Origin of the sequence: Rhizobium sp. M1 (assembly GCF_002531805.1) — a bacterium.
GTDB lineage: Bacteria > Pseudomonadota > Alphaproteobacteria > Rhizobiales > Rhizobiaceae > Rhizobium > Rhizobium etli_C.
Window position 1 is genome coordinate 1 of record NZ_NWSW01000110.1, and the last position, 1,141, is coordinate 1,141.

Consider the following 1,141-nt stretch of genomic DNA (forward strand, 5'->3'; position numbering starts at 1 on the left):
GTGCGGCCGCCTTCGCGGATGGCGAAGCGCAGCTTTTCTTCCATCGCGATCGGAACGATCAGCTCGACGGCAACCGTGACGTTGTCGCCCGGCATGACCATTTCCGTGCCTTCCGGCAGCGTGACGATGCCGGTCACGTCGGTCGTGCGGAAGTAGAACTGCGGACGGTAGTTGGTGAAGAACGGCGTATGACGGCCGCCCTCTTCCTTCGTCAGGATGTAGGCTTCTGCCATGAACTTCTTGTGCGGCTTGACCGAACCCGGCTTGCACAGGATCTGGCCACGCTCGACGCCGTCACGGTTAACACCGCGAACCAGTGCGCCGATGTTGTCGCCGGCCTGGCCCTGGTCGAGCAGCTTGCGGAACATTTCAACGCCGGTCACCGTCGTCTTCGAGGTCGGACGGATGCCGACGATCTCGACTTCTTCGCCAACCTTGACAATGCCACGCTCGACGCGGCCGGTCACGACAGTGCCGCGGCCCGAGATCGAGAACACGTCTTCGATCGGCATCAGGAACGGCTGGTCGATCGGACGCTCAGGCGTCGGGATGTAGGCGTCGACCGCTGCCATCAGCTCGCGGATCGCGTCTTCGCCGATCTTCTTGTCGCTATCTTCAAGAGCGGCCAGCGCCGAACCCTTGACAACCGGAATGTCATCGCCCGGGAAGTCGTAGGACGACAGCAGTTCGCGAACTTCGAGCTCGACGAGTTCGAGCAGCTCGGCGTCGTCAACCTGGTCGACCTTGTTCAGGAACACAACGATCGCCGGAACGCCGACCTGGCGGGCCAGCAGGATGTGTTCGCGCGTCTGCGGCATCGGGCCGTCAGCAGCCGAGCACACCAGGATCGCGCCGTCCATCTGGGCAGCACCGGTGATCATGTTCTTGACGTAGTCGGCATGGCCGGGGCAGTCGACGTGCGCGTAGTGGCGGTTCGGCGTCTCATATTCGACGTGCGCCGTCGAGATGGTGATGCCGCGCGCCTTCTCTTCCGGAGCCGCGTCGATCTGGTCGTACGCCTTGAACTCACCGAAGTACTTCGTGATCGCTGCCGTCAGAGACGTCTTGCCGTGGTCAACGTGGCCGATCGTGCCAATGTTGACGTGCGGCTTGTTGCGCTCAAACTTACTCTTTGCCATTT

The 1,141-nt window shown here is 62.2% G+C and carries 1 protein-coding gene; it reads right to left on the bottom strand.

Going from position 1 to position 1,141, the window contains the following annotated elements; genetic code table 11:
- Positions 1-1,139, bottom strand: a 1,139-nt coding sequence (tuf, locus tag CO655_RS33160; RefSeq protein ID WP_097667974.1) for an elongation factor Tu, incomplete at its 3' end; no start/stop codon positions are given.
- Positions 1,140-1,141: the final 2 nt, after the last annotated feature.